The organism is Streptomyces sp. NPDC045021 (assembly GCF_056432645.1).
Genome location: NZ_JBWKIQ010000001.1, coordinates 481,567 through 508,127 on the forward strand (window position 1 = coordinate 481,567; position 26,561 = coordinate 508,127).

At 69.2% G+C, this 26,561-nt stretch carries 25 protein-coding genes and 1 pseudogene; 11 read left to right on the forward strand and 15 right to left on the reverse strand.

Features of this window, described 5'->3' with window-relative positions; all coding sequences use genetic code 11:
- Positions 1-320: 320 nt before the first annotated feature.
- Together AC07DC_RS02235 and AC07DC_RS02240 are read left to right on the forward strand one after the other, a co-directional pair.
- On the forward strand, positions 321-1,076 hold the full coding sequence (locus AC07DC_RS02235) for a hypothetical protein (protein ID WP_478911020.1): 756 nt from the start codon (positions 321-323) through the stop codon (positions 1,074-1,076).
- 123 nt (positions 1,077-1,199) lie between these two features.
- Positions 1,200-1,793: a DUF4291 domain-containing protein gene (locus AC07DC_RS02240; protein ID WP_478911022.1), complete on the forward strand. Its 594-nt coding sequence runs from the start codon at positions 1,200-1,202 to the stop codon at positions 1,791-1,793.
- 133 nt (positions 1,794-1,926) lie between these two features.
- Here the strand turns inward: AC07DC_RS02240 and AC07DC_RS02245 are convergent, their stop codons facing one another.
- Both AC07DC_RS02245 and AC07DC_RS02250 read right to left on the reverse strand, forming a co-directional pair.
- On the reverse strand, positions 1,927-3,195 hold the full coding sequence (locus tag AC07DC_RS02245; protein ID WP_478911023.1) for a transcriptional regulator: 1,269 nt from the start codon (positions 3,193-3,195) through the stop codon (positions 1,927-1,929).
- Between the two features lie 133 nt (positions 3,196-3,328).
- Positions 3,329-3,487, reverse strand: a pseudogene (locus AC07DC_RS02250) (DUF4291 family protein); the annotation flags it as partial.
- A gap of 148 nt (positions 3,488-3,635) precedes the next feature.
- On the opposite strand from AC07DC_RS02250, the gene AC07DC_RS02255 reads away from it, so the two are divergent.
- Positions 3,636-3,848 carry a hypothetical protein gene (locus tag AC07DC_RS02255; RefSeq protein WP_478911025.1) on the forward strand — a complete coding sequence of 71 codons (213 nt, stop codon included), beginning with the start codon at positions 3,636-3,638 and terminating at the stop codon, positions 3,846-3,848.
- On the opposite strand, the gene AC07DC_RS02260 is transcribed toward AC07DC_RS02255, so the two are convergent.
- Positions 3,806-4,378, reverse strand: a complete 573-nt coding sequence (locus tag AC07DC_RS02260) for a universal stress protein (protein ID WP_478911026.1) — start codon at positions 4,376-4,378, stop codon at positions 3,806-3,808. The two genes, AC07DC_RS02255 and AC07DC_RS02260, sit on opposite strands and share 43 nt — an antisense overlap.
- A 329-nt stretch (positions 4,379-4,707) precedes the next feature.
- On the opposite strand from AC07DC_RS02260, the gene AC07DC_RS02265 reads away from it, so the two are divergent.
- A complete protein-coding gene (locus AC07DC_RS02265; protein ID WP_478911028.1) occupies positions 4,708-5,103 on the forward strand; it encodes an SAV_915 family protein in 396 nt (131 codons plus the stop codon).
- Between the two features lie 54 nt (positions 5,104-5,157).
- Here AC07DC_RS02265 and AC07DC_RS02270 read toward each other — a convergent pair whose 3' ends face one another.
- From AC07DC_RS02270 to AC07DC_RS02280, 3 genes are read right to left on the reverse strand one after another with little or no spacing between them, the layout of a single operon-like run.
- Positions 5,158-5,688: a SixA phosphatase family protein gene (locus tag AC07DC_RS02270; protein WP_478911030.1), complete on the reverse strand. Its 531-nt coding sequence runs from the start codon at positions 5,686-5,688 to the stop codon at positions 5,158-5,160.
- Positions 5,685-6,398, reverse strand: a complete 714-nt coding sequence (locus tag AC07DC_RS02275; protein WP_478911032.1) for a hypothetical protein — start codon at positions 6,396-6,398, stop codon at positions 5,685-5,687. The genes AC07DC_RS02270 and AC07DC_RS02275 overlap by 4 nt, the downstream gene beginning before the upstream one ends.
- A gap of 51 nt (positions 6,399-6,449) precedes the next feature.
- A complete protein-coding gene (locus AC07DC_RS02280) occupies positions 6,450-6,797 on the reverse strand; it encodes a MerR family transcriptional regulator (RefSeq protein ID WP_478911034.1) in 348 nt (115 codons plus the stop codon).
- Between the two features lie 255 nt (positions 6,798-7,052).
- Between AC07DC_RS02280 and AC07DC_RS02285 the strand changes: the two genes are divergently transcribed.
- A complete protein-coding gene (locus AC07DC_RS02285; RefSeq protein WP_478911035.1) occupies positions 7,053-7,493 on the forward strand; it encodes an STAS domain-containing protein in 441 nt (146 codons plus the stop codon).
- Between the two features lie 75 nt (positions 7,494-7,568).
- Here the strand turns inward: AC07DC_RS02285 and AC07DC_RS02290 are convergent, their stop codons facing one another.
- From AC07DC_RS02290 to AC07DC_RS02305, 4 genes are all read right to left on the reverse strand, one after another.
- The gene (locus AC07DC_RS02290) at positions 7,569-9,104 is read right to left on the reverse strand and encodes a DEAD/DEAH box helicase (RefSeq protein WP_478911037.1); all 1,536 of its coding nucleotides are present in this window, start codon (positions 9,102-9,104) and stop codon (positions 7,569-7,571) included.
- Positions 9,105-9,385: 281 nt separating this feature from the next.
- Positions 9,386-9,589 carry a cold-shock protein gene (locus tag AC07DC_RS02295; protein ID WP_037915390.1) on the reverse strand — a complete coding sequence of 68 codons (204 nt, stop codon included), beginning with the start codon at positions 9,587-9,589 and terminating at the stop codon, positions 9,386-9,388.
- Between the two features lie 273 nt (positions 9,590-9,862).
- The gene (locus tag AC07DC_RS02300; RefSeq protein WP_478912573.1) at positions 9,863-11,239 is read right to left on the reverse strand and encodes an MFS transporter; all 1,377 of its coding nucleotides are present in this window, start codon (positions 11,237-11,239) and stop codon (positions 9,863-9,865) included.
- A 256-nt stretch (positions 11,240-11,495) separates the two neighbouring features.
- On the reverse strand, positions 11,496-13,970 hold the full coding sequence (locus AC07DC_RS02305) for an RICIN domain-containing protein (RefSeq protein WP_478911038.1): 2,475 nt from the start codon (positions 13,968-13,970) through the stop codon (positions 11,496-11,498).
- A 267-nt stretch (positions 13,971-14,237) separates the two neighbouring features.
- Here AC07DC_RS02305 and AC07DC_RS02310 point away from each other — a divergent pair, with 267 nt between their 5' ends.
- The 3 genes from AC07DC_RS02310 to AC07DC_RS02320 all read left to right on the forward strand — a co-directional run bounded on the left by AC07DC_RS02310 (position 14,238) and on the right by AC07DC_RS02320 (position 15,917).
- Positions 14,238-14,369, forward strand: coding sequence for a hypothetical protein (locus AC07DC_RS02310; protein WP_478911040.1), 132 nt, complete (start codon positions 14,238-14,240; stop codon positions 14,367-14,369).
- A 241-nt stretch (positions 14,370-14,610) separates the two neighbouring features.
- Positions 14,611-15,498 carry an MEDS domain-containing protein gene (locus AC07DC_RS02315; RefSeq protein ID WP_478911042.1) on the forward strand — a complete coding sequence of 296 codons (888 nt, stop codon included), beginning with the start codon at positions 14,611-14,613 and terminating at the stop codon, positions 15,496-15,498.
- Complete coding sequence (locus AC07DC_RS02320; RefSeq protein WP_478911044.1) at positions 15,492-15,917, forward strand: ATP-binding protein; 426 nt, start codon at positions 15,492-15,494, stop codon at positions 15,915-15,917. The genes AC07DC_RS02315 and AC07DC_RS02320 overlap by 7 nt, the downstream gene beginning before the upstream one ends.
- Positions 15,918-15,955: 38 nt before the next feature.
- Here the strand turns inward: AC07DC_RS02320 and AC07DC_RS02325 are convergent, their stop codons facing one another.
- Complete coding sequence (locus AC07DC_RS02325; RefSeq protein WP_478911045.1) at positions 15,956-17,446, reverse strand: UDP-N-acetylmuramoyl-L-alanyl-D-glutamate--2,6-diaminopimelate ligase; 1,491 nt, start codon at positions 17,444-17,446, stop codon at positions 15,956-15,958.
- A gap of 567 nt (positions 17,447-18,013) precedes the next feature.
- Positions 18,014-18,553, reverse strand: coding sequence for a GNAT family N-acetyltransferase (locus AC07DC_RS02330; protein ID WP_478911046.1), 540 nt, complete (start codon positions 18,551-18,553; stop codon positions 18,014-18,016).
- Positions 18,554-18,809: 256 nt separating this feature from the next.
- Between AC07DC_RS02330 and AC07DC_RS02335 the strand changes: the two genes are divergently transcribed.
- Both AC07DC_RS02335 and AC07DC_RS02340 read left to right on the forward strand, forming a co-directional pair.
- Positions 18,810-20,054, forward strand: coding sequence for an SGNH/GDSL hydrolase family protein (locus tag AC07DC_RS02335; protein ID WP_478911048.1), 1,245 nt, complete (start codon positions 18,810-18,812; stop codon positions 20,052-20,054).
- A 147-nt stretch (positions 20,055-20,201) separates the two neighbouring features.
- Complete coding sequence (locus tag AC07DC_RS02340) at positions 20,202-20,612, forward strand: SgcJ/EcaC family oxidoreductase (RefSeq protein ID WP_478911050.1); 411 nt, start codon at positions 20,202-20,204, stop codon at positions 20,610-20,612.
- Between the two features lie 287 nt (positions 20,613-20,899).
- On the opposite strand, the gene AC07DC_RS02345 is transcribed toward AC07DC_RS02340, so the two are convergent.
- Positions 20,900-21,832 (reverse strand): AraC family transcriptional regulator, encoded by a 933-nt coding sequence (locus AC07DC_RS02345; protein WP_478911052.1) that lies wholly within the window; start codon positions 21,830-21,832, stop codon positions 20,900-20,902.
- A gap of 138 nt (positions 21,833-21,970) precedes the next feature.
- On the opposite strand from AC07DC_RS02345, the gene AC07DC_RS02350 reads away from it, so the two are divergent.
- Positions 21,971-22,480, forward strand: coding sequence for an anthrone oxygenase family protein (locus AC07DC_RS02350; protein ID WP_478911054.1), 510 nt, complete (start codon positions 21,971-21,973; stop codon positions 22,478-22,480).
- Between the two features lie 63 nt (positions 22,481-22,543).
- On the opposite strand, the gene AC07DC_RS02355 is transcribed toward AC07DC_RS02350, so the two are convergent.
- Complete coding sequence (locus AC07DC_RS02355) at positions 22,544-24,196, reverse strand: glycosyl hydrolase family 8 (protein WP_478911056.1); 1,653 nt, start codon at positions 24,194-24,196, stop codon at positions 22,544-22,546.
- Between the two features lie 160 nt (positions 24,197-24,356).
- On the reverse strand, positions 24,357-26,510 hold the full coding sequence (locus AC07DC_RS02360) for a discoidin domain-containing protein (protein ID WP_478911058.1): 2,154 nt from the start codon (positions 26,508-26,510) through the stop codon (positions 24,357-24,359).
- Positions 26,511-26,561 lie beyond the last annotated feature (51 nt).

Genomic DNA, 26,561 nt, shown 5'->3' on the forward strand with positions numbered 1-26,561 from the left:
GATCAGTGGGGCTCGACGGCAGAGGAGCAGAAGTGATCTGTCTCGGCGAGAAGGGCTCTATTCCGACTGGTCTCGGCGCCGTTGTTCGCACGCGTTGCTCGCGGATGCAGAACGCTGCCCAAGGCCAAGGGCGAAGCTGCAATTTTTCGACGGCTGACACGAGGGGTGAGTCCTCGCCGCTCGCATGGTTGAGGAATTTGAGAAGCACGGTTTGATCATGTCAAGCCGTCTTCACGGACCTTCGTGAGCCGACGCCACACATCCCTGTCCGCACACGAGGTTCGATGCCAGATCTTGAGCGTCCGCGGTAGCCTTGCCTCGTGACCAGGGAGAACCAGCAGACTGACGGTCTGACGCCCGATGAACTGCCCCATCACCAGTCGTTGTTGGACGGTACGGCCTGGGCCTCACTCGGCACCGCGAGAGGGAACGGCGGATTTCTGTCGGCCACGCTGCCTCGCCTCCTCCATGCTGACCCGACGATTCAGATCAGCGCCATCAGCGGCCTGGAGCCGGTATGCCATCAGAACAGCTTCTACGAAGCTACGCTCCCCGTGGCGCTGTATGTCGCCGCGATCCTCGCCCACCCCGCGATGGCGACCGTCGAACCTGACCGTCGGGCTGACTCGGAAAGAGACCGTCCGGTGAGGGCGGCCCTGCTGGACTGGCTGGGATCACTCGCCTACGACGCCGACGTCGAGCGTCACTTCGACGGTGACGACCTCGACGATTATCCAGAAATGCGCGTTTTCCTGGACAACCGCCCCACGTTCTACCGTGCCGTTTCAGCCTTCCTGGGCCACGAAAGCAATGCTGTTCGTGAGGCCGCGGTCGTTGCCGCCATCCCTTTGATCGAGCATCCCGCCCTCACTTGTCACAGAGACGAACTCGGACACCGCGTCCATCGCCTCCTCGCTACCAGTACCAACCGCTACAACCGCAACCGCTGTCTGGACGCACTCAAGAACTGGGGCCACGACATCGTTGCCCAGGAGACTCCCGCTGACGTTGCCGCACGCGTTCGATACGTCCATGACGTCTGGACCGGCGGCTGCACGGAGGAACCTCCATTCTGACTCCGGACGCTACTTGGCCCGCACGGGCGACTGCCTGCAGCTTGTGGCCGGCGTGCTCCGTCGCGTCGCGCAACGGTCGAAAATCGGTGGTCACCTGAGTCGGCCGAGCCCACGCTGTACGCCATGGAAGAACCGCACCGCAGAATCCGCGCGCTCCACACGGCATCCACGATCACTGTATATCAGGCATACTCCCCGGAAATCGGACTGCCCGCCGTCCGCGATGGCCGCTTTCCCGCCGCGTGGAAGCCTGGCCGCATGACGTGGATTAAGCCCAGTTTCATGTGGATGATGTACCGCTCCGGCTGGGGCACGAAGGAGGGTCAGGAGACCGTCCTCGCCGTCGAGATCACTTGCGACGGCTTCGAGTGGGCGCTGCGCCATGCCTGCCTGGCGAGTTACGTCCGCGGACTGCATTCCGATCGCGGCGCCTGGCAGCGGGACCTCAAGCGCGCACCGGCCCGTGTCCAGTGGGATCCCGAACGCGATCTGCACCTGCGTCCCCTGCCGCACCGCTCGCTGCAACTGGGGCTCTCAGGTGAGGCATCGTCGCGTTACGCGGACGAGTGGATCGTGTCCATTAGTGACGTGACTCCGCTCGCCAACGAGATCCACGCACTCGTCAGGGACGGAGAACTGGACGCAGCCACCCGCCTGCTCCCCCAGGAGCAGGGATACCCCGCCGGTGAAGAGCTACTCGCCCACCTGCGTCCCTGACCGGCGGTCCGGCGGTCCGGCGGTCCGGCGGTCCGGCGGTCCGGCACAACCTGACATCATCTCGGGTCACATGGCGGCAAAGGACTGTGAACGCTGCTTGATGATCCACGTCAAGCTGTGTTCATAGTCCTTTTTATGCATGGAAGTGACCGGGATCTGAAAGCAGAAGATCCTGATGCTGTAGGGCTAGTTGGAGCAGCCCTGCAGCGGGAGAAGACATACGGCTCGAAGGAAGTTCGTTGATACTGGCGGCGTTGAGTGGCAGACCGGTGATGGTGCCGTTGGAGCGTGGCCCGCTGATCACTATGCCTTCTTCGTTTCGCTCGACCGCCTCAGCGAAGATCGTGTCGAAGGTGTTCGCCTCGAAGACTGCCACGGTCAAAAAACATACAGCAAGGTTCAAAGGCTCCAGCGCCATGCCCAAGCACCACACACGTAACGAGCCGTCGGCCAAGGCGGCGTTGAGCAGGCTGTAAGGGGGCCGGCAGTAGTCCACTTCGGTGCCTGAATCCCCTTTGGCTTCCGGGGCTCCAAGGAGTTCCTCGTTGTACTCCCGCATGATGGTGCGCCATAGATCGAGGTCCTGGCGGTGCGCAAGAGGCGAGAACGAAGCCGGTTGAACCATGCCGGCGGGGATCGGCCCGTACGTGCCCTCGCCCGTGGCAACTTGCCCTTCTCCTCGGTAGAGGAGAAAGAAGGTGCCCTGCCCATCGGAGGTACGGCGCAAAGTCAGTGTGCCAACGGAAGGGAGCACGACACGCCCCCCGAGCAACAGCGGGTCGTCGGCCAGGAGCCTGCGCATAGGCACTGCTCGCCAGGGCGGCCTTTCTTTGGGCGCCCCCTGCGTAGCCTCAGCCAATTCGTGGGCGACGGCCTCGTTCTGGTCGATGAGGTCGAAGTACTGGCCACTGCCGAAGACCAGACGAGGTCCTCCCGGATCAGACCAGTCGGCATGCACAAGACGAAAGGACGGGCGGTCTTCGAAGAGGGCAGGACGTGTCAGATCTCCCATAGCCGATGAATAGCGTTCGTAGCGGTTCGCCTTTGTTTCCTTTGGTAAGCAGCGTCGCGCCGCGCGAAGCAAAGGCAAGTTCATGGCTGGCAACGAATCCTGCCACTGCAGCACCACCGCTGACAGCGGAACAGGAGTCGGCGGACGCATGGCCGCCTCCCACAGCAGGGAGGTACCACCGATCCGCTCCAACGAGGGGCGGGCGAGAACATGCATGTCGGCGGCCATCTCGCACAACTGAGCAAACCGCTGACGGAGATCTGTCCGTTCCTTGACGAAGGACGCCCGAGACTGGTCGACGGCAGCGGGATCCAGTGCGCGCCACGCGTAGTACAACCCGACGATAGCTGTCAGCGCACCCGACAGCCCCAACCACAACTCCGCGTCCATGTCCCCCCGGCCAACGGAACGTAGGGATGAGTACTACCCTCGGGGCCAGCCTGCCACTCCAAGGGCCGCGTAGCGCACACAACCCTGATAACAAGCCGGAGCCAACAGAAGCCGGTGGCGGAAAGGGTTGTGAAGACGGCTTAGTGACCCACGTCATGCGGTCTGGCTTCCACGCGGCGGGAAAGCGGCCGTCGCGGACGGCGGGCAGTCCGATTTCAGGGGAGTATGCCTGGTAGACAGTAATCGTGGATTCCGTGTGGAGCGCGCGGATCCTGCGGTGCGGTTCTTCCATGGCGTACAGCGTGGGGCCGGCCAGTTCAGGTGGCCACCGATTTTCGACCGCCGTTCGCTGCGACGGGGGCACGCGGGCCGCAGCACCGACATCATCAATTGCCCGAGCACCTGCTCCAGTCCGCGGAGCGGCTGGACACCGAAGGTGCATGAAGCAGTGGAGCCTCTCCAAGTCGGCCTCACGGGCGACGCCGCCCGCCGGTACGCGGACGAGTGGAGGTCGCCGTCACGGACGTGACCCGCTCGCTCGGCAGATCCACATCCTGGTACGCGCCGGCGATCTGAGCACCGCGGGCGGGCTTCTCCTCGTCGAACTGCCCTACCCCGCCGACGAGAAGCTGCTGGCACCGCTGCTGCTGTGAGACGGGAGGGCCCGCTTACGTGACGGGGCTGGTGTCGACGGGAAGGGGAGGCCGTGGCGGCCCGCGCGTTCGAGGGTTTCCAGCAGGTCGGACGGCGGAACGGCCACCACCGCGCACCTGGCGTGCGCCAGGCAGTAGCGGGCCACCGATCCGTGGAACATCCGGTTCAGCGGACCGCGGCGGCCCGCGCTCACCACGAGCAGGTCGTCCGGGTGGTCGGCGATCTGCACCAGGGCCTGGCCCGGCGCGCCGCGTACGACGAGCGGCCGGATGCGCAGGCCGCCGGGGTATCCGCCGAGGGCCTGTTCGAAGGCGGTGTCCAGGCGCTTGCCGGCCGCGCGCTCACATTCCTTGAGCAGCGGCGGACAGGGAGCCCTGCGGTAGGCGATCTCGCCGCCCACCGGCGCCCAGGCGAGCACCGGTACGAGGAGGGCGTCGTGCCGGCGCGCCTCGGCGACACCGCGGTGCAGGGCGGCCAGGCTGCTCAACGATCCGCTGACTCCGACGATGATCCGCGTGGCCTCGGCCATGGTGTCCCGCATCCTTCGCTACGACTCGTGAACCGCCGGCCGTGACCCCGGTTCCCTGGCCTTCCAGTGGATCTCCGTACAGCCCCGGCGTGGGCATCCCTTGACGGACCCGATACGCGGCCGGAGCGATCCTTGACGGCTCCCTGATACCAAGGCCCCTGCAACCGGCCTGCCGGCCCGACCCGTCAGGGGCTCGTCAAAGGGGCCTGCGGCAGCATCAAGCACGCGTAAGGAGCGTGATCGACGACCCTCCTCGCGGGGATATCTTCGTCGAAGCGGCGCCGGCGATCACGCCGGGGAGCGCTTCGTCTCTCTCAAGGAGCACTGTGATGGTCGAGCATCTGTACGCGGAGGATCCCGAACCCTCCGATCGCATCCCGGCCGGACCACTTCTCGTCCCTGTCCGGCCGGGACCCGCGGGCTGTACCGCCCGCTTCTTCCGCACACCCCTCGGCGGCCGCACGGCCGTCGCCTTCACCACCGAGCAGCGGCTCGTCACGGCGCTGGGCACCGGCCAGGAGTGGATCAGACTGTCCGCGCCCGCGGTACGCGCTCTCGGCGCGCCCCTGGGCGTCACCGACCTCACCGTCGATCCGTCACTGGTCGCGCCAGCGCCCGCATTCGCACTCGCACCCGCGCCCGTCAGAACCGTCGAACCTGCCAGAACGCGCGCGATCCCAGCGATCCCGGCGCTCACCGCGGCCGCTGCCGCGTCCCCTGTCTGAACCTGATGTTCCGCTGAAGCGGGGTCAACTCGCGCGGCGGCGCGGCCCCATGGGTCAGGAATGCTCCTCGCGCCGCCCGCGCGGAACCACGAAGTCGGCCAGCAGGGCGACCCCCCGTCCCGCGACCGACCACGGCCCGCTCCAGGTGAGCACGGCAGTGCCGGACGTGGGGAACTTGGTCCGTGTGCGGTGCAGGGTGTCGCCGGTCGACCTACCGGCGAGCAGCAGCGCCAGGTCCTGGACACCGGGGTGGTGGCCGACCAGCAGCAACGTCCCGACATCGGCGGACACTTCACGCACGGCGTCGAGCAGGTCCCCGACGTCGGCCCCGTAGAGGCGCTCCTCGTAGCGGACCTGCGGGGCGCCGTCCAACTCGGCGGCCGCCAGGTCCCAGGTCTGCCGGGTACGGCGGGCGGAGGAGCACAGGACGAGGTCGGGCAGGCATCCCGCGTCGGCCAACCAGCGGCCTGCGGCGGGGGCGTCGCGCAGGCCGCGCCGGTTCAGCGGCCTGTCGTGGTCGGGAACGCCTTCGGGCCAGGCGGACTTGGCGTGCCGCAGGATCACCAGCCGCCGGGTCGCGCTCATGCGGGCGCCCCGGCGGACCGCGGGCGGCCGATCTCGCGGACGACCTCCAGGCCGAGAACGCGGTCGAGATGGGCGAAGGTCTCGAACTTGGCGCCGTCCGCCACATCGGCGGCCGTTTCCAGCCCGCGCAGCAGTCGCAGCACCTCGGAGGTGTCGAGGGTGTCCTTCAGCACCGTCCGCGCCGTTCGCACCAGGTCGGCGGCCATCGGTTTGGACGGCTCCTCGGCCCACCCGGCCACGGCACGCCGCCAACGGGCCAGCATATGTTCGGCAGCGGTGACCTCATCGGACGTGACGGCGAGCGGTTCGTGGTGCGGGTAGCCGAGCAGGAGCAGGCGTACGGCGAGCGCGTCCCGGTCCTCAGGTCCCGCGACGCTCGCGGCGCCCACCTGGAGGCTGGCGCCGCCCGCACCCTCGTAGGCGCGATGCGTGATGTGAACGGCGGGCGGGCCGCCCAGTACCTCGGTGATCTCGTCGAGGGTGCCGGTGGCGTCGGCGGGACGGATACCCGCGGCGCCCGCCGGTGGAACCCGTGGGCCGGTCCATCCCATGAGCACGGCCCTGCCGCGCAGCTCGACGACGCGCCCCAGCACGTCCGCGACGAGAAGCACCCGCAGTCCGGTCAGATCGCCCGGGTCGCCGTCCTGCGGCGCATGGGCACAGATCCGCAGCGGACCAGGGCCGGCCAGTTCATCCACGATGCTCAGCACATCACCGACCTTAGGGCCTGTCCGGCCGATCGTGGGCGGTCCAACCGTCGGTCAGGCGTCCTCGGAGGGCTGCGGTGCGTCCGCGCGGCGGCGCAGCTCCTCGTTGAGGCGCAGGGCCTCTTCGAGCTGGTCCTCCAGGATGACGATGCGGCAGGCCGTGTCGATGGCCGTGCCCTGATCGACGAGTTCGCGGGCGCGGGCGGCGATGCGCAGCTGGTAGCGCGAGTAGCGGCGATGGCCGCCCTCCGAGCGCAGCGGGGTGATCAGCCGCGCTTCACCCACCGCCCGCAGGAAGGCGGGCGTGGTGCCGATCATCTCCGCGGCACGGCCCATGGTGTAGGCGGGGTAGTCGTCGTCGTCGAATTTGTCGGACGTGTTCGTACGGGTCCTGGGGGTCATTGCACCTCTGCGGCGTACAGCCCACTCGGGGGAGGCGACAGCCGGAGATCACCGACGTCCTTCATTACGCCAGAAAATCTAACAACCCGATCGTGAAATGTCTATTGCGGCCAGGACAGATTTACGCACACTGAGAACCCAGGTACGCTGCCCACGCCCTACCTCGCCACGGGGTCGGCCGGCCCGTGCCCGGCACGGTGGGGCGCCATGAGTACACACCGTAGGTACCGCGATCTTGATCTTCGGGAGACGACCATGACTCGGCTGCAGGTGCGGCCCGTACGCAACGGCCGGCGGGATGTCGATGTACTCGCGCTGGCCGGCGAGCTCGACCTGGACAGCGAAGAGGTCCTGGCGAACGCCGTGGCCGAACTGCTCAGGGCCCGACAGGAGGGCCGGATCGGACACGGCGATCTGCCGGCCCAGCAGGACGGCCACGCCCGTCAGGGCCGCCTGGTGCTGGACTGCGCGGAGCTCACCTTCTGCGACTCCCGCGGGCTGGGCCTTCTGCTCACCATCCGGCAGACGCTCCAGGACCTCGGGGACGTCCTCGTTCTGGCCGACGTCAGCCCGCAGCTGTTGCGCACGCTCGAACTGACCGGTGCGGACCAGGTCCTGACCATGGCCGACGGGGTGGGCGAAGCCCTTCTCGCGGTCGCCCCGCCGGAACCCCTCACCGGCGATGCCCCCGCCTGACAACGAAAAGCCGGGCCCCGCTTCTCAGCGGGGCCCGGCGGTACTTCGTAGCTGTCAACAACTGACCGGCAACGGTCAGACGGCGCTCGTGCGGGGCCTGGAGGAACGATCCGGCGCACCGGCGCGACGGGCCTGGGCCGTACGGCTGCGGCGCCCACGGGTCGAGGCGGCACTGCGCTTCGCGGTCTCGGACACCGGAGCGGTGATGACGACGGGAACGCCGGACGGGGCCTGGGCGCCGGTGATCCGCGTCAACTCCGCCTCACCGGAGCGGACCTGGGTCGTCTTCGGCGTGATGCCCGCGTCGGCCATCAGACGCGTCATGTCGCGGCGCTGGTTCGGCAGCACGAGGGTGACGACGACACCGGACTCCCCCGCGCGGGCGGTACGGCCGCCGCGGTGCAGGTAGTCCTTGTGGTCGCTCGGCGGGTCGACGTTGACGACCAGGTCCAGGTTGTCGACGTGGATACCGCGGGCCGCGACGTTGGTCGCCACCAGCACCGTCACGTGTCCGGTCTTGAACTGCTCAAGGGTGCGGTTGCGCTGCGGCTGGGACTTGCCGCCGTGCAGCGCGGCCGCCCGGACACCGCTTGCCAGCAGTTCGCGGGTCAGCAGGTCGACGGCGTGCTTGGTGTCCAGGAACATCAGCACCCGGCCGTCACGGGCGGCGATCTCCGTGGTGGTGGCGCGCTTGTCGGCACCGTGCACGTGCAGCACGTGGTGCTCCATGGTGGTGACCGCACCGGCCGAGGGGTCCACCGAGTGGACCACCGGGTCGTGCAGGTACTGGCGCACCAGCTGGTCGACGTTGCGGTCCAGGGTGGCCGAGAACAGCATCCGCTGGCCGTCGGTGCGCACCTGGTCGAGCAGCGCGGTGACCTGCGGCATGAAGCCCATGTCCGCCATCTGGTCGGCCTCGTCCAGAACGGTGATGGCCACCCGGTCGAGCCGGCAGTCACCGCGGTCGATCAGGTCCTTGAGCCGGCCCGGCGTCGCGACGACGACTTCGGCGCCGCCGCGCAGCACGCTGGCCTGGCGGCCGATCGACATGCCGCCGACGACCGTGGCCAGCCGCAGGTGCAGCGAGCGGGCGTACGGGGTGAGCGCGTCGGTGACCTGCTGGGCCAGCTCGCGGGTCGGTACGAGGACCAGCGCGAGCGGCTGGCGCGGCTGGGCGCGCTGTCCGGCGGTGCGGCAGAGCAGCGCCAGACCGAACGCGAGGGTCTTGCCGGAGCCGGTGCGGCCGCGGCCGAGGACGTCACGGCCGGCCAGCGAGTTCGGCAGCGTCGCGCCCTGGATCGGGAACGGCTCGTTCATGCCCAGGCTGGTGAGCATCTTGAGCACCTCGACCGGCATGTCGAGCGCGCCGAAGGTGGTGACGGCGGGAAGCGCCGGGGTGATGGTGACGGGCAGGGCGAACTCGCCCTGCAGCGCGGCCGGCCGGCGTCCGGAGCCGCCGGAGCGGTTCGAGGACTGCGAGCGGGAGCGGCCGCTGAATCCGGCGGTGTTGCCGGAGCCGCCGGAGCGGCTGCTGTAGCTGCCGCCGCTGCCCGAGCCACCGGTGCGGCTGCTGCGGGAGTAGGGGCTGTTCGAGCGCGTGGTGCGGTTCATGCGGAACCTTCCTCGAGGCGGCGCGTGTCGAGGAAGGCTCGGCGGCCGACAGCCGCGCAAGGAATCGCAAGAAACGAACCGAAGCAAATGGCGAATGCGGAGTCCGGCGGAAAGGTCCGCGCGGTGAACTCCGATGAAACGGCGCCTACTGAGAATTGGCGGCCGGAATACCGGACCGATGAGGTCCGTGTGGTGAAAGGTGCCCGGGTGGGTGACGAAGTCCGGGCAACAGCCAGGGCCCGCACCTCACGGTGCGGGCCCTGGCTCAGCTCTTGTCAGCGTCAGGCGGGAACGATGTTCTCGGCCTGCGGGCCCTTCTGGCCCTGCGTGACGTCGAAGGAGACCTTCTGGCCCTCCTGGAGCTCACGGAAGCCCTGGGTGGCGATGTTCGAGTAGTGGGCGAAGACGTCAGCGCCGCCGCCGTCCTGCTCGATGAAGCCGAAGCCCTTTTCCGCGTTGAACCACTTCACGGTGCCAGTAGCCATGTCAAATCTCCTCTGATAGGGGGCACAGCCGGAATACGCACTTCACGTGTTCCGCGTCGCCGCAATGAGCCCATCCGGAGATGACCGGAAAAACAAAATGCACCTGAGGGTTGTAACCGTCAGGTGCACACAAAGTTTCATGGGTACCACAACTGCAACTGAGATCTACGATAGCACGTGGCCCGCATCCATGGCGGATGCGGGCCTTCCGGCGGCGCCCCGGGTGCCCGGCGCCCAGGTGGCACACCGCCGGAAAGGGGCGTGAGACCCGCGTCACGCCCGCCGTGCGCCGCGCAGGAACAGGGCCGCGAGGACCGCACCGGCCAGCACGATGGCGGCGTTCACCAGGACCGCGTTCCCGATGCCGTCCAGTACCGCGCCGGTGCCGGACGAGACGGTGATCCCGGCGGTGGCGATGGCGCTCATGACCGGGGCGCCCATGGTGATGCCGACCTGCTGGGTCATCGTGGCCAGGCCGGTCGCCATGCCCTGCTCGGCATCGGGGATCCCGGAGGTGGCGGTCACCATGAAGCCGACGATCACCAGCATGTTGCCGATCCCACCGACGAAGGTCGCCGCCAGCAGCAGCGCCATCCAGCCGCGGTCGTCACCCAGTGCGACGAGCGCCACCGTCGCGAGGGCCTGGACGGCGCCGCCGGTCACGAGGGTGGCCCGGGTGCCGATCCGGCCGATCACCCGCGCGGCGAGCAGACCGCCCACGACGGTGCCCAGGCCCAGCACGCCGAAGGACAGGCCCGCCGCCAGCGGGGAGAACCCGAGCACCTTCTGCAGATAAAGGGTCATCAGGAAGACCAGCGAGGTCTCCGTGACGAAGGCGATGAGACCGGCGAGGTTGCCCCAGATCACGGTGCGGCGCCGCAGTATCGCCACCGGCACCAGAGGTGCGGAGGCGCTCTTCTCGACGACGTAGAAGACGATGAGCAGCGCCGCGCCGGTCACGAGGGCCACCAGGCCCCGCGGATCGCCCCAGCCCTTCTCCCCGGCGGTGGTCAGCCCGAGGACCAGGGCGAGCAGGCCGAGGGTGACGGCGAGCGCGCCGGGCACGTCCAGCCGCGGGCGGACCGCGGGACGGCTCTCCTTGATCACCAGCGGGGCCACGATCAGTACCGCGACGGCGACCGGGACGTTGACGAAGAACGCCCAGCGCCACGAGAGCAGGTCGGTCAGCACTCCGCCGAGGACCGCGCCGGCGGTGAAGCCGGCCGACATCAGGGCGCCGTTGAGACCGAGCGCCCTGTCCCGCAGCGGGCCCTCGGGAAAGGACGAGGTCAGCAGCGACAGCCCGGCCGGCGTGACGGCCGCGGTGGCCAGCCCCTGCGCGACCCGGGCCGCCAGCAGCATGGCGGGGCTGACCGCCAGCCCGCCGACGAGCGAGGAGGCGCCCAGCACCGCCAGGCCGGCCAGGAACATCCTGCGGCGGCCGACGATGTCGGCGATCCGCCCGAACAGCAGCGTGAAGCCCGCGGCGGCCAGTGCGAAGGACGTACCGATCCACTGCAGGTCCGCCAGCGGGAACCCGAGCCCCTGGCCGACCACCGGCAGGGCCACATTGAGGATCGAGAAGTCCACGGCCAGCATGAACTGCGCGACCAGCAGCACCACCAGGACCAGCCGCAGCCGGCCCGTCATCCGAGCCGGTACGGGCTTTCGCACCGATCCCCCGGCCGGTGCCCCGACCTCGGCAGGCACCCCTTCAACAATCGCCATCGTCCCGTTTCCCTCCGGATACAGGGCCCGTGGCACCGATCGCGCCGCGGGCTCCCGGAAGGAATACTTCGCCGCCCGGCGGGGCCGACCCAGCCCCCTGTGCCGCGTACGCACGCGGCACGTACCAGCGCGGTTCCTACCACTGGCGGGGTCTGGATCGGCGAACAGCCGGAACGGATCAGGAGACGGGCACCAGCTGCCACCGCTGGTTGGTACCGCCATTGGCCGGCCACTGGACGACCGGCGCCTCGTCAGTGGTGGACGCTCCGCTGACGTCGGCCAGTTGACCGCTGTCGCGGCCCTCCAGCGTGTAGAAGCCGCCGCCACTGGGCACGATCAGCCACTGCTGGTTGGCGCCCCCGTTGGGTGTCCACAGGTCGAGTTGTGTCCCGGCGACCTTCGCGGCGCCGGGCACGTCGAGCGCCTTGCCGCCGGCCACACCGGTGACGACGTAGTAGCCGCCCCCGGCCGGGGCGATCTTCCACTGCTGGTTGCCGCCGCCGTTGCGGGTCCACTGGATGATGGGCGTACCGTCGGCGGTGCCCTGCTTGGCCGCGTCGAGCGCCTTGCCGCTGTTCCGGTTGACCAGCGTGTACGTGCCCGACAGGACGGCCGGTGAGCCGGGGGTGACGCTGAGGTTGTCGAACTGGGCGGCCACGTATCCGGCGGTGCCGATACCGACCTGGCCAGCGCCGTAGGAGTCGTCGGTGACGGCGCCGGCCTTCGTGCCGTCGATCGTCGCGGTGATGGTCCGGCCGGCGAAGGTGAGGGCGAGGCGGTGCCAACTGCCGGTACCGGGCGCGGCGACGGTGCCGGAGGCGAGGGTGGTGACCGTTCCGCCGGCGCTGTTGCGCAGGATGGACCAGGCGCCGGTGTTGGCGAGTTTGAGGTAGTAGGCGTTGATGTTCGCCGGGGCGAAGCCCTTCTGGGTGCCGACCCGGCCCATCAGCTGGACCGCGCCCGCCTGTTCGAGCATCGCGTCGGCGGAGACGGTGTAGTCGGACCAGCTCAGGTCGCCGAGGGTCGCGTACGGGTCGCTGCCGCCGTCCCAGGTGATGGGGTTCGTCGTGGCCATCTGGCGTACGCAGGTGCCCGTACGGCCCGCGCCGCAGGCCGCGCCCTCGAAGGAGCCGTTCATGTCGGCCAGGTACCGGGCCTCGCCGCCCTGCCGGGTGGACTGGAAGTCGTCGGAGTAGGGCAGTGCGAGCAGACCGCGGGCGGGCGAGGCGGCCGTTCCGGCGCCCTGGCCGGTGGTGGTGGTCACCGAGTACACCCGGCCGGGTTGCAGGGTCAGCTGGTAGGCGCCGTTGACGGGCGTGAGGTCGGCGCTGTGCACGAGGTAGTCGCTCTGCCGGCCGGAGGAGAAGTCGCTGGACCAGACGTGCACCGTGCCACCGGGCAGCCCTCCCGCGGTCTTGAGGTTGACGGTCTGCGCGGCGGTGGCGTCGAGGGTCTCCAGGACGGTGCTCCAGGCGGTCTTGCCCGGCGACTTGTAGCTGACGTAGCTGCCGTTGGCACGGTCGCCGCCGAGGTAGCCGCTGCCGGAGTCCAGGTACTGCCAGCCCGGCTGGGTGAACTGGGTGGTGTGCGCGGTGGCCCAGGTGCTCTTTCCGACGCTGTACGAGCCCGACCAGGGCTGGGTGGCGGTCAGCATCCCGTCGGTGTTGTACGGCAGGTTCTGGTAGAGCGCAGCGGCCAGCGGCCAGTTGATGAACGCGGAGAACTTCGCGTCCAGATAACCCCTGTTGATGGCACGCGCGATGGGCGCACCGCCGGTGTTGTAGTCCTCGGACCCGTTCTCGCTCGCCCACAGCTGCTTTCCGGTGGCCAGGGCGTCGGAGGTGGTGGAGCAGGACGTCATCGCGGACATGTAGCCGCAGGGGTAGTGCGCGCCGACGATGTCCACAGAGGCGGCGAAGGCCGCGTCGGCGCGGATGTCCCCGGCGACCGACCAGTCGGAGTCCGCGCCGACGACCTTCGTCGATCCGTACCCCTTCGCGGCGAGGGTGGCGTGCAGGTTCTCGTACCAGGCCTTGTTGTAGCCGCGTTCGTTCCAGCCGCCGAGGTAGTCGATGGTCAGTCCGTGCTGCTTGGCGCAGCCCATCCAGGCGATCAGGTAGTCGATCATGTCCTGCGACCAGAAGTTGCCGTTGCCGATCCAACCGGGCGCGCCCCAGGCGAGGCCGTACAGCTTCACCGCGGGGTTGCGGGCCTTGGCCTGCTCCATCAGCCACCACTCGTACCCGGTACCGCAGTCGACCGTGCCGCGGGTGTGCTCATGGCTGGGCTCGGCGCCGTCGGTGGAGTTGGTGTCGCCGCCGATCTCGACCTTGAAGATCTGCAGCGCCGCGCCGTATCCGGGTTTGAAGAGGTAGTCCAGGATCTGGCCGCGCTGCGGCTCCGGATAGTCCGCCAGCAGCCGCGAGTTGCCTCCCCCGCCGCTGATCGCTCCGACTCCGTCGAAGGTCCTGCCCGGGGAGTTCCCGTCGACCGTGATCGCGGTGTTCACCGCCGCGTGGGCGGGCGGGGCCTGCAGGACGGCGAACGCGGCCAGGACGAGCACGAGCAGTGCGGCCAGGGGCGTTCGCAGGGTTCGTAAGGCGCGCAGGGGCTGTACGGCGTGTTGGGGCTGTACGGCGTGTTGGCTTCGCATACGCGGGGCTCCTTCTTCGCGGCCGAGTACCGACGGCCGTTGGGGTTTGTGGAGAAGGGTTGCGAAAAACGAACAGAAGACGACTCAGTCCACCGCCATCGGACGGTAAGACCCTGACCGTGTCCCGTCAACAGCCCGGACAGCAGCGGATGCCTCCCCCGAACGGGGGTATGCGGCCCGAAGACAAGCCCGCACCGCACACACGGCGGTTAACCTGGCGCCTTCCTGATGTACGCGCCAGCTACACCGGCAGGGAGGACGAAGATCATGCCCGGCACCACCAGCGGCCCGAGCCAGTCCGCCGACAGTTCGCAGCAGAAGCCCGCCCCCGTACCCGTCCAGCGCTCCGATTCCGCGCAGTCGGCGCACCGCCGCTTCATGCAGCGCTCGAAGTGGTAGGACGCGCCACCTCGCGCTGACCCGCGCTCCGCCTGCCGGTGCCCGGCCGACCGGCATCCGGACGAACGGTCAGATCTGATCACGCGGTGACTAATCACGACCTTTCCTGGAAGCGGAAGGGCAACTTCCTTGCGCCATCGTTCACTTCTGTCGGTGCATGCCGCTCCGGGAAGCGGACTCGCTAGCTTTGCCACGACTCCGGCACGCGAACAGCGGTACGGGTCGCAGAAAGCGAGGGGCGATGCCTGTCTGGGATGAGGTCCATCCCGCCACGATCTCCGTGCAACGCATGCGAGCGGGCGACCACTGCTTCGTCAGCTACGGCGACGACGAGTCGAACTGGGATGTGCTGACCACCTTCGCCTGGACCGGCCTGGCCCGCGGCGAGAAGGTGATGGTCTTCGCGGCTCCCGGAGTGGGTGACGACGAGCTCTGGTCCCGGCTGGAGGCCGACAGCCCTTCGATGGCCCGGGTCCGGGCCCGGGGGCAGCTGGTGCTCAACAGCATGCGGTCGCTCATCAGCCCCGACCGCGGCTTCACCCCCGAGCGGCAGTGGCAGCGGATCCGCGAGGAGACCGCGCTCGCGGTCCGGCAGGGATACACCGGGCTGCGCACCTTCATCGACATGCACTGGGTGGCGGATCTGGAGGCCGACATCGACGTGATGATGCACCGGGAATCCCACGCGGAGCACCTGTTCACCGACGGCACCTACAGCGAGATCTGCGCCTACGACCGGCGCCGGTTCGACGAGGACGTCCTGGCGCGGATGTGCCGGGCACACCCCCGCAACCTGCTCACCCGGCTCGGCGAACTGCGGGCGCTGCACGGCGACGGCTCCCTACGGCTGATCGGCGAGGCGGACCTCGCCACCGGTGAGCAGTTCAGCGCCGCCGTCGGCGAGGCGCTCGCACGCACCGGGGACGCGCGCAAACTCGTTGTGGATCTGACGCAGTTGAGCTTCCTCAGCGTCCGGTGCGCCGACGAGCTGCTGCGGATGGTCCGCGCCGCGGACGGCCACGACCGGGTCGAAGTCCACGGTGAGGCCGGCCAGATCCGCGTGCTGCGTGCCCTGTGCGAGGGCAGCACCGCGCGGCTGGTGCTGACCGGGGCGGGGCGCCGATGCTGACCGACCCGGCCGGCAGCCGTGCCGGCGAGCCGGCGGAGTGCCTGCTGGAGGTCGCGTTCACCGGCGAGGACCTGCCGCGGCTGCGGGTCCTCATCGAGCAGCGCGCGTCCCTGGCGGGACTGTCCGAACCGCGCCGCGGCGAGTTCGTGCTCGCAATGGACGCGCTGGCCTCGAACGTGGTGGAGCACGCCGGCGGGGACGGCGCCCTCGCGCTGACCAGGGTCGGCGACGAACTGGAGTGCCGTATCAGCGATTCCGGTCCCGGCTTCTCCGAGGACGTCATTCCCGAGCTGGCGCCCGGGATCAACGGCGGCCCGGCCGGCCGCGGGCTGTGGCTCACCCGCCTGCTCACCGACCGGCTGGTGATCGCCACGGCCTCCCCCGGTGCCGTGGTGACCTTCGCGATGCGACTGGCCTGAGGGCGGGCCCGCCGCATCGCTCCACGGTCGTCCGGGTTCTACAGGGCTGCGGCGACCGGCTCCAGGGCGAGCTCGCGCACCACGCCCATGTCGCTGAACGGGAGCAGCTCGTCGCCGATGATCTGGAACGGCTCGCTGCCCTTGCCCGCGACGAGCACGACGTCGTCGTGTCCCGCGACGGACAGCGCGTAGCGGATCGCGTCCCGGCGGTCGGTGATCCGCTGGAAGGGGATCCCGGTGTGGACCAGGCCGGGGGCGATCTGGTCCAGGATCCCTTCGGGGTCCTCGTAGCGCGGGTTGTCCGAGGTGAGGACGCACAGGTCGGAGTGTTCGCCGGCGATGGTGCCCATGGCGACGCGCTTGGTGATGTCCCGGTCGCCGCCGCAGCCGAAGACGGTGATGACCCGGCCGCTCGCGAAGCTGCGGATGGTGGTGAGGACCTTCTCCAGCGAATCCGGGGAGTGCGCGTAGTCCACGATCACGCAGGTGCCCTGCGGGGTGGTGTAGCGCTCGAAGCGGCCGGGGGTGGGCGGCATCCGGTCGAGGGCGCTGACCAGTCCCTGCAGGTCGTGGCCGAGCAGATGGCATGCCGCCAGGGTGGCCAGCGCGTTGGCCACCGAGAAGCGGCCGGGCACCGGGATCGCGGCGGGGTACTTGCGCCCGTCGTGGTGCAGCGTGAAACGGCTGCCCGCCGCGTCCACGACGAGGTCGGTGGCGCGGTAGTCCGCCGGCGCGTCCAGGGCGTAGGTGGTCACCGTGTCCGGCATCAGGGCGATGATCTCGGCGCTGACCGGATCGTCGGCGTTGACCACCGCGCGCCGGCACAGCCCCTGGAAGAGCCGCATCTTGGCGTTCTTGTAGTGCTCCATCGTTCCGTGGTCGTCCAGGTGGTCCTGGGTCAGGTTGGTGAAGACGCCGACGTCGATGAAGACGCCCTCCACCCGGCGCTGCAGCAGGCCCATCGAGGTCGCTTCCAGCACCACGCTGGGCGTCTCGCGGTCGCGCATGTGGCCGAGCAGGTACTGCAGGTCCGGCGCTTCCGGGGTGGTCAGCACCGACCTCGGCATCGGGATCGACTCTCCGCCGATCCGGCTGCCCGAGGTGCCGATGACCCCGACCTTGACGCCCTCGGCGATCCGCAGGACCGCCTCGACCATGTACGAGACGGAGGTCTTGCCGTTGGTGCCGGTGATCGCCACGACGTCCATCGCGCGGCCCGGCTCTCCGTAGTAGCGGGACGCGACGACCGCGGCCAGCGCCCGGATGTCGGTCACCCGGACCACGCAGACGGTCTCGGGCAGGCCCGCGAGGTGCGGGGCGTCGCCCTCGGCCAGTACCGCGACCGCTCCCAGCTCCAGCGCCCGCCCGATCAGCTCGGGTCCGCCGTCCTCGTGGCCCGGTACGGCGATGTACAGCGAGCCGGCCGTCACCCGGTGGGCGTCGAAGCTCATTCCCGCGGTGATCGGCGTGGCCAGGTCGCCCTGGATCACGTGGTGGTCGTGCCCGTCGAGCAGTGCACTGAGTTTCACAACTATCCCCTCGAAAGCGGCCGGTGGTGCACTGCGGTGGCCCGGCCTGTCGGCAGGGGTGAAGGCAAACCGGATACCGCGCTGATGACCATGACCCGGCGTCCCGGCACCGGTCGTCCGGTGCCCGGCTGTCGGGGATCGTGCTGTCGGCCGGGTGCGGACCCGCTCCGGCGCAGTGCGGTGCACATGCGACGCGGAAGCCGGGGCACCGGCGGTGGTACGCGTGAAGGCGAGCGTTCCCCACAGGGGGCGATCTGCGTGCGGACCGAAGGGCCGGATGGCCGAGGACCGCTACCTGTCACTGCGCAACAACTGCGGCGTGCGTCCGGACGGGCTCAGGACCCCATTCCTGGGTCGGCCGAATCCGGGCGGCAGCACTCTCTGGTCTGGCCGCAGACGGTTGGATACAGGTGATGCATACAGGTGGCCGGGCGGAGCAGGGACCTGCCCGACACCACTTCAGTGTACGTCCGACCATGATGCCGGCGGCCATGGTGCCAAATGCTGACATTTCGCCAGAGCCGTGGCGCCCGCCCGGACACCGGCCGCGCTGCGGCGGGAGGGCCCCTACCGGTCGACGGCGGTCAGGTCCACACGCCAGTCGTTGCACCGGATCGGGTTCCCCGGCGGGTACTCGAAGTCGCACACCGAGACAAGGGTGAAACCGGCCTTGCGGCAGATCGCGTTCGACGCGGGGTGGTCGACGGACGGGTACGCGTGCAGCGAGGTGTGCGTGTGCCGGGCCGCGGCGTCGGCGACGACAGCGGTGGCGGCCGCCACCGCGATCCCTCGGCCCTGGTACTGCGGCAGGACACCCCAGCCGGTCTCGTACACGGTCTCGCCCTGCCAGACCCGGTCCCAGTACCCGATGGTGCCGACCGCCTCGCCCTCCGGAAGCAGGACGACGCTGAACATCCGTCCCGTTCCAGCGCCTTCGATGTCGAGGTAGCGCCGATGGCGGACGAGGAGCTGCTCCTCGGACTCAGGGCCGCCCAGGTGCTCCATCATCTCCGGGGAGTTCGTCAGCCGCAGCAGCTCCAGGTCCTTCTCCGCCCAGGTCTCGAGCCGCACCTGCGCCGCGTCCACCGCGTCGCGCCGTTCCGACATCGTGCCGATTCCTCTCGCCGCTTCCTCATGGATCTCACCGTCTTGAGCACGGCAAGGGTCGCTCCAGGCAATCGCTCGACACAGTATTCCCCCTTCTCCGCAGGCGGGACGGTGTTCGGGCTTTCGCGCAGCGCAGCCCACGGGCCCGTGCCCGCGCCCGTGGCAACGGAGTTGGTCGCCCGGGTGAGGGAAACCCCCTGCCGGGCCGGGTGCTTGTGCCAATGCGGTGGGTTTCCTGGGACGGCAGAGTCCAGACATGAACATTTTCCGGATCCAAGGAAGATCGGCCAAGCCCGTTGCGCTCGCCCTGGTGTGCGCCGTCACCGTACTGGCGGCGACCGGGTGCGCAGACCATCAGCGCGCTTCCTCGACCGCCGCCCTGCCCGCGCACCAGGAGCCAGCGGCACGCGGTTCGGTGGTCTCCGCGACCCCGGTGGAGGACCTGGGCGCCAAGGAGGTCACGGCCCGGCTGAAGACGGCGGGTATCGACACGGCCCAGGTGCGCTACGGCGTGCGAGCGCACAGGATCGTGTACCGCACCATCGACACCCAGGGCAGACCCACCACGGCCAGCGAACTGGTCGCGCTGCCGAAGAACGATGACCGCGACCTTCAGGTCGTGTCCTGGCTGCACGGCACGGAGGTCTACCGAGGAGAGGTCGCCTCGGTGAACAACGAGTCGACCGACCGGGCCACGGCTCTGTCGTTCGCCTCGACCGGCCGCGCGGTGTCCGCCCCGGACTACCTCGGTCTGGGAATGGGGCCGGGGTTCCACCCGTACGGCAGCCCGGAGGCGACTGTCAGCGCTTCGGTGGACGCGCTGCGGGCGGCTCGCACGTTCGCCCGCCAGGACGGCCGCGGGCTCGACCGGCGCGTCCTCGTCAGCGGGTTCTCGCAGGGCGGCCCGGCCACCATGATGGTCGGGCGGGCCCTGCAGCAGGGTGGCGACCCGTACTTCCGCCTCGGCGCCCTCGACCCGATCGCCGGACCGTTCGACCTGAGCGGTTTCGAGGCTGCCGCGGCTGACGACAAGGTTGCCCGGTCATCGCTCTATCTCGCCTACTTCGTGACCGCGTGGCACCGGATGTACGGCCTGTACGACACACCGGACCAGGCATTCCGTGCCCCCTACGACAAGACGGTGGAGTCGCTGTTCGACGGCAACCACCAGGCGTCGCAGATCGCGGCCGCGCTCCCGGCGACATCGAAGGAACTGTTCACCGAAGCCTTCCTGCAGCGGATACGCAAGCCCACGGGGGAACTGCGGGAGAAGCTGAAGGCGCTGGACACCACCTGCGACTGGCATCCCGACGTCCCGGTGCACCTCTTCCACGCCAAGGGCGACAAGGACGTGGCCTTCGCGAACTCCGTGCACTGCCGGCGTCAGCTGGCAGCCAACGGGGCCGACCAGCAGCTCAGCGACATGGGGAATGTCGACCACTCGTCGACGGTTCTCAAGGCCCTGCCGCAGGTGCTGCGCGACTTCACCGCCGCGCGATGAACCCGGCTGCGGGCGGGCCGGGACCGCGCCGTCGAGCACGTCCCGACAGTTCTTACCGCAGGCGCGATGAGTTACGACCCCGCCGCCGGTATGTAGTGACGAGTTCGCCGGAACACCCCCGGCGAGCCGATCACAAGGGAGATTCCCATGTCAGACAGTCGTGCGGACGACATGGCCGCCATCCAGGCCGTACTGGTTGCCTCCTACAGGGCGTGGGAGGCGGGCGACGCCGACGGCATGGTCGCCAACTACACCGTTGACGCCACCGCCATCATGACCGGCTCGCTCCGCGACAGCCGTGACGTGATCCGCGAGAACATGGCCCTGGCCTTCGAGGGGCCGCTCAAGGGCAGCTCGACCCAGAACCAGCAGCTCAGCCTCCGCTTCGTCGGCAGGGACGCCGCGATCGTCGTCAGCGAATCCGGGATCCTGTTCGCCGGCCAGAGCGAGGTTCCGGACGCGGGCAAGGTGAACGCGACCTGGGTTTTCGAGAAGCGGGACGGCCGGTGGCTGATCGCCGCTTATCACAACAGCCCGGTGCTGGCGCCCGGGCAGTGAACCCTTCCCCGTAACCGGCGTGACCATGCGGAGTAGCGCGGGGGTCTGACATCGGTAGCCCCGATGTTCGAGCCCCGCCGTCGAGCACGTGAAGTCGAGCACGTGAAGCCCCTGGCTGAAGTGGGCCTTGATGAGAGGCCACTTCCAGGGGCTTCACGTGCTTCGTCGTGACATACACCGCCGTGCCCGGCGTCCGGGCTTGAAAGCCGCACCCGACGCCCCTGGGTGGGCCAACCCTACGAAGGACTCGCCCGGTCCCGTAGAACAACGGAGGGAACCCTGAACCGTCACACGCCTGCCCGGTGCTCCTGGGGCCGGATCCCCCGGACCCGTTTGAAGGCGGTACTCAGCGCGAATGCGCTTCCGTAGCCCACCTTTCCGGCCACCGAGGCGACCGTGGCATCGGGCTCCCGCAGCAGATCGGCGGCGAGGGCCAGCCGCCAGCCGGTGAGGTACGCCATCGGCGGCTCGCCGACGAGTTCGGTGAAGCGCCGGGCCAGCGCGGCGCGCGACACCCCGACCTTCGCCGCCAGCGTGGCCACCGACCATGGGTGCGCCGGATGGTCGTGCAGCAGCCGCAGCGCCTGGCCCACCACCAGATCGGCCAACGCCAGGTACCAGGTGGGCGCTTCGGCCTCCGGCCGGGAGAACCACGTCCTGACGACGGCGATCAGCAGCAGGTCCAGCAGCCGGTCGAGGAAGACCTCCTGGCCCGGCTCGTCCCTGATGATCTCCTCGCTCAGCAGGGCGACGAGCGGGCAGTCCCACGAGTCGGCGGGCAGCACCAGCAGCGTGGGCAGGGCTTCCAGCAGCCGCCGGCTGATCTCGCCGTCCATCGAATAGGTGCCGGTGAACAGCATCGTCGCGCCGTCCGGACTGTCCCCCCAGGTGCGCACTCCCAAGTCCATGACCTCGCACAGCTCTTCGCCGTCCGGGGTGGTGGAGCGCTGCCCGGGGTGGATCACGATCTGTGGCGGCGTGTCCGGGGCGTCGGCGACGATGTACGGGTCGGGACCGCGGACGACGGCGACATCGCCGGCGCGCAGACACACCGCGGCACCGTTCTCGGGGATCACCCACGCCTCGCCGCGCACCAGGGAGATCAGCGTGAGCGGAGCGCGGTCCTCGATCCGAAGGGACCACGGCGGGTCCAGGATCGACCGCATCAGGAATGCGCCGCGGGCCCGAGGCCCGTCCAGGAGACCGGCGAGTGCGTCCATGTCTCTCAGCCTAGACGCCGGTGTGGACGCACGCGTATGGAGTTGAGGCTCTCAATCATGGCCTGATCCGGCTGTTCGGGCTTGACTGTCCCCATGACCGCTCCACCGCACGGTGGTCCGGCGAGGGAGGTTTCGAGGATGGACGAGTTCCGCACCGTCGTACTGGTGGGCGCCACGATCACCACGGCGCTGATGGCGGGCCTGTACTACGCCTTCGCCTGCGCCGTGATGCCCGGTCTGCGCAAGACCGACGACCGGACGTTCGTCGGCACCATGCAGTGGATCAACGTGAAGATCCTCAACGGTTGGTTCGCCCTCGGCTTCGGCGGGGCGCTGGTGCTCACCGTCCTGGCCGGGGCGCTGCACCTGCCGGGGGACGCTCCGGACGGGCCGCTGCCCTGGATCGGCACCGCGGCCGGCCTGTACGTGCTGACGCTGGTCTTCACGTTCGCCGTCAACATCCCGCTCAACGACGAGCTCGCAGCGGCCGGTGACCCCGGGTCGGCCGGCGCCTCCGCCCTCGCCGCGGTCCGCGAGCGGTTCGAGGCGCGGTGGGTCCGCTGGAACCTCCTGCGCGCACTCGCCGCCACGGGCGCGCTCGGCTGCCTGGTGTGGGCCCTGGTGCTCTACGGGCGGGCCACGCCGTAACCGCCGCGGCCCCAGCGGTGGGGCACCTCCCAACTAGCGCTGGGAGGTGCCCCACCGCTGCGGTCAGGGAATCCAGTAGTTGCCGGAGACGACGATCATCGACTGCAGTTGCACGCTGCCGCCGTAGTAGAGCGAGGCGTCGATGGGCGTGCCGGCCAGCTTGTTCCACAGTGCGTCGAGCCAGGCCTGGGAGCCGGGGTCGGTCAGGGCGGCGACGGCGAACGGTGCGGTGAAGGCCATGTCGTGGCCGCTGTCGAACGTCGATCCGCTGAGGTGGTAGCCGGTCACGATACTGGCGGGGTTGCCACCGGTCTTGGTCTTGATCCAGGTGTTGAGCTTGCGGGCCGAGGCGAGGGACGCCGGGTCGCCGCTGGTGACCGCGTCGGTGCCCAGCCGCCAGGGGTCGCGGCAGGCGTTCCATCCGAAGTCCCCGTCGTTGGGGCTTTCGAGCACCTCTCCCGCGGCGGGCTTGGGAGTGGTGTTGGTGTTGACCACGAAGTCGGCGAGCAGGCCGGTGTTGGGCGCGTAGCTCGCCTGCTGCTGGGTGATCAGGTTCTGGTGGGCGGTGCGGATGGTGTCCCAGGCGCTGTCGCCGGTCGCCGCCTTGAAGGCGCGGAAGTGATCGATCAGCCAGTCCGAGGACCGGGTGATCCAGTGGTGGGACTCACCGGAGCCGCTCCAGTCGCCGAGCAGCATCAGGTGGGTGGTGGAGTTGACCTCACTGGCCTTGATGGCGTTGATGTGCTGGACCGCGAGGTTCTTGTAGTTGTAGGTGCCGGTGCTCCCCCACTGCCGATCGGCGAGCAGCAGGCCGTACGCGACGTCGAGGTCGCCGTCGGTCGCGGAGTCCGAGCCGTCGACGCTCTTGCAGGAGCTGTCCTGTTCGGCGGCGAGCAGGTTGGCGTTGTTCACCGACGGGTGCGCGAGCATGAACTTCACCATGCCGTCGAAGACGGTCCTGGCATTGGTGTCGGCGCCCGCCATCAGCGCGGTGACGACCATGCCGTACCCCTGGCCCTCGGCGACGTACGGGTGGTCGGCGTCGGGCGAGATGACCTCGTACCAGCCGTTGCCGCAGTTGTGCTTGACGAAGGCGGCCTTCCACTGGTTGTAGGTGGTGACGACGGCCTGGTCGATGGTGCTCTGCGCGCCGGAGGGCTTGAGCGTCCCTGCGGTGTACGGGAACTGGTGGCTGCCGAACGGCACGGTGGGGCCACCGCCGCCTCCGCCCTGGGAGTTGGCGTCGAGGTAGTCGAGGTTGGGTCCGCCGTTGGCGGTGGTCGCGGTGGCGCGGATCTTGTTGGTGCCCGCCGCCAGCGTGGCGGTGAGCGTCTTGGTCTGCCAGGTGTCCCACGAGCCGGTGCCCGCGAAGGAGACTCCGGACGCCACGGTCGTGCCGTTCACCGCGATGTCCATGGGACGGTTGACGGTGGTGCCGTTGGCGAATCCGAGGACGAGGGTGCTGCTGCCCGCGACCGCGGCGGTCACGGTGAACTCCACGGAGGAGCCGGCGATGTTGGTGTAGTCGACGAAGCCGGTACCGGAGAAGCCGGTGTGGTTGGTGGCGACGGCGGACTGCGACAGCGTCGCGTTCTCGGCCTCGTAGCGGGTGGGGGCCGCCTGGGCCTGCGGTACCTCGGTGGCCAGCGGAAGCAGCAGGCCGAGCGAGGCGGTCAGGGTCAGACCGAGGAGTCTTCGGGGGATGGGAATGCGCACGTGGGGACCTTCCCTCAGGACAGCGGAACGGATGACGCGGACATGTTAGGAAAGTTTCCTAACTAAGCATGCATAGGAGCGCCGCACGGACCTTCTGTCAAGAGGTCCCGGGAGAACCGTTCGCCGATCGTGGCCCACGAGCCCTCCCGGGACACTCCCCCTACCCCACGTCCAGATGGTCGAGATTGGGCGCACCGGTCGCGGTGGTCGCGGTCACCCGGACCGTGTTGGCCCCCGCGTGAAGCGCCGCCGTCAGCGTGGAGTCCGCCCAGGTGTTCCAGTCGCCGGTGCCGTTGAAGGCCCGCGCGGTGACCACGGTCGTGCCGTTCACCGCGATGTCCATCGGACGGTTGACCGTGGTGCCGTTGGCGTAGCGGACGGCCAGCGGCACGGTCCCGGCGGTCGCCGCGTCGACCGTCCATTCCACGTAGGCGCCGGACGCGTTACCGGTGTTGACGAAACCGGACCCCGTGTACCCGGTGTGGTCGGAGTCGACGGTGCTGCCCGCGGAGAAGGCCGCGGCCTCCGCCTCGTAGCGGGCTGGGGGCGGACTCGTGCTCCCGGTCGCGTACGCGGAGCCGATCCAGGTCTCGTCGATCCGCAGCCGCTTGTAGCGCGCGGTGTCGGTCGAGGCGGCGTAGGTGCTGGTCACTTCGAGACGGACATGGCGGGTGGTGACGGCCGGGATGTCGATGGTCGCGACCCCCCGCGCACTGGGCAGGGTGCCGGACTTCACCGGACTCCCCCACGTCGTGCCGTCGCTGCTGACGTACACGTTGTAGCCCTTGATGCGCGCCGACTGCTCGGTCCCGGAGCGGGCGTAACTGACCGAGTCCTCCCGCTGGTTGATGCCGACGTACCGCACCGGCTTCGACGATCCGAGGTCGAAGTCGAGCCGGACGGGCAGCGTCTGGTTGCTGTCCCAGTACGTCAGATAGCTGCCGTCGGCCGCCGAAGCGGCGCCGTGACCGCTCGCCGAGGCGCCGGCGCTCATCGTGTACGAGGAGGCCGGAAGGATCCCGGTACGACCGTTGGTGGTCACCTTGAAGACCGTGTCGTACGGGTCCCAGCCGCCGAGGCCGTTCAGGGTGAGGCTGCCGCCGGACTGGCTGAAGGCGATGGGCGCGCCGGTGCGCAGATTGCTGACGGCGGAGATCCGGTACCCGTTGTCGCGCAGGCGCAGGGTGCTCGTCGACGGCGGGGTGACGACGTGGATGTACTGCCGTTCGGGGTCGGACGTGCTGACGGTGGTGACACCGCGGGCGCCGTCGTTCCAGGCCCCGGGCTGCAGACCGCCGTACATGTAGCCGCCGCCCTCGGTGCCGTGCAGCGATTCCCAGATCGGCTTCAGATAGCTGTCGGCGAAGGTGTTGAAGGCCTCCTGATTCGATGGGAACTTGCCGTTGACCTGGGCGGTCTCGGCCATCAGCGCCTTCACGGACGATCCGGCGTTGGTGACCAGCCGGCCAAGGGTGAGGGCACGGTCGACGGCGGGGTTGGAGCCGTCGTACCACCAGGCCCCGGTGGAGGGCAGTTTGAAGTCGGCTTCGGTCAGCCGGGGGGCGGCGGTGTAGAGCGCCTGCGGGTAGTCGTACGCCGGGGACATGCCGGTCTTCTGCTCATTGCTGATCATGTCCATGATGGGCGTGTCTTCGTTGTTGTTGCTGATCGTGTAGTTGGGGCGCTTCTGGTAGATCTGCGCGTAGAGGTTGTGGCTCTCCCAGTACGCGTTGTCGTTGTCGATCCAGAACCCGCCCAACGTGGGATAGCGGTTCATGACCTCGAAGAAGTTGTCGTAGGAGAACTCCCCGAAGCCGTCGCGGGTGGTGAGGTCGACGGTCTTGCCCTTGTACGACGAGTACGCGCCCGAGTTGAGCCACTCGTGGCCGCCCTCCGCATGCCACTGCGGGTCGTCGGTCATGTAGAGGATGACCCGCAGGCCCTTCGCGTTCGCGGCGGTGATCAGCTCGCCGAGGAAGTCGCGGTGGGTGCTGCAGCTGCCGGGGATCGCCGACGGCCAGGGCCGGGCGTAGCCGAGCCGGCTGTGGAACGTGGCGAGGACCAGGTACTGCGCATGCAGCTTCTGGGCCTCGTTGACCCAGTACTCCGGGGTCCAGCCGCCCTTGGTGACGTCGGATTCCCACTGGGCGCAGTCGGTGTGCGCGGGCGCCGTGCGCTCGCCCCAGTGCAGGAACAACCCGCTGGTCGAGCCGCGCAGGAAATCCTGCCGCGGGTTCTGCAGATCGGCCCGCGCCGCGGTACCGGGCAGCAGCAGGGCGCCGAGGATCAGCGCGACCACGGCCAGCAGCCGCACGGCCGTCCGTCGGTCCGTGCTTCTGTCCGGGCTTCTGTCCGTCCTCCTGAC